1 protein-coding gene and 1 tRNA gene are annotated in these 1,483 nt (G+C 52.3%); both read left to right on the forward strand.

Annotation, left to right across the window (positions count from 1 at the left end):
• Window positions 1-353 precede the first annotated feature (353 nt).
• Window positions 354-1,241, forward strand: a complete 888-nt coding sequence (locus tag ACN08V_RS10375) for a DsbA family protein (protein ID WP_419105492.1) — start codon at window positions 354-356, stop codon at window positions 1,239-1,241.
• Window positions 1,242-1,376: 135 nt separating this feature from the next.
• A tRNA-Thr gene (locus ACN08V_RS10380) sits at window positions 1,377-1,450 on the forward strand.
• Window positions 1,451-1,483 lie beyond the last annotated feature (33 nt).

Consider the following 1,483-nt stretch of genomic DNA (forward strand, 5'->3'; position numbering starts at 1 on the left):
GTGGGGTTTTGTGACCTCACCCCCCTTTTTTGCTTTAAAGAGTTATATGCTGTGAGCTTATTGAAGGCTTGCCCTACCATGCCGAGTGCCGCTCAGAAGCTCAGGCTGGCAAGAACCACACGCAATGGCCTTCCACAGGCTGTCACCGCCCTGACCTTGGTAGACCTGGCTCTAAGAAGGACGGCTGTTCTCAGCTGTCCGAACAACTAGCTAAACCTTCCAGCTCACAACCGGCTGATACTAACCCAATATTTTCATAGGAAAGTAGCCTAGGGCGGAAGTTAGGGGACTATCGGCTCCAAAGCAAGGTAGGCTTAAAACATCAGAAACCTATACAGAAAGCGAGCATAGCTGTGTCCAAGACAAGCTCTGCAGCAGATGCCCGTGAGAAGGCCCGCCAGCTGGCAGCCCAACAGGCTAAGAAATCTGCTAAGTCATCCACTCGCTGGATCCAGTTCACCGTACTCGGTGTTATTGCCCTTATCATCGCTATCGTTGCAGTTGTTGTAATCAACGGCAACCGTAACAAAATTCCTGAAGCAGGGCCTGTCCCCACCTCTGCAAACCAGTACGGTGGCATTGTGCTTACCAAAGACGGAATCGTCCAAGGTGCAAGCGCTGAGGAAAGTCGGGACAGTCAGGACCTCGGCAAGTCGGAGGCGACTTACACCAGTATTGATGGTAAAGAGACAGCTATGCCCCTGGGTGTGGCCCTGCCAGATCAAGCAAAAGACAATGGGCAACCCGTCCGACTAACCATTTTCCAGGACTTTGACTGCGTCCACTGTGCAGACTTTGAGAGCACCCACGGTGACGAAATTCAGCAGCTAGTAGATAGCGGCAAGATTACCCTAGAAATCCGTAACCTGACCTTCTTGGATGCCCACAGCCCCACCTACTACTCCTCACGAGCCAACAACGCAGCCTACTCGGTAGCTAACCAGGTTTCGGCCGACAAGTACCTAGACTTCCAACGCGAAATCTTCTCCCACCAGGGCACAGGTGGCCTCTCCAACGAAGAACTGGTTGATATTGCCTCCAAGTACGGGGCAGATGTTAAGGACGATGTCGCCAACAACACCTGGCGCCCTTTCATCAACACTGTCACCCTAGAATCTGCAAGCAACGGTATTAGCGGAACCCCCACGATCTTCGCAGACGGAGACCTCTACAACGCTACCAGCGCTGACTTCTCCCAGTGGATCAACCAGAAAATCACCGATAAGAAGATCAGCGAATAGCGGGCAAACTTAGCCCCATCCTGACGGCATCCTCAACCCAAGTTACTCGCTGAGGCTTAGAAGGCTAGAAGCAAGACCCCAAGCTCCTACCAGATATGCGTATAAGAGTAATATCCGGTATACTAGGATGTCGTTGCCTCCTTAGCTCAGCTGGCCAGAGCACCTGTCTTGTAAACAGGGGGTCACCGGTTCGAATCCGGTAGGGGGCTCTGAAATAGAGATTAAGACTGCGACCGAAGAGT

The organism is Rothia sp. P5766 (assembly GCF_048513555.1).
GTDB lineage: Bacteria > Actinomycetota > Actinomycetes > Actinomycetales > Micrococcaceae > Rothia.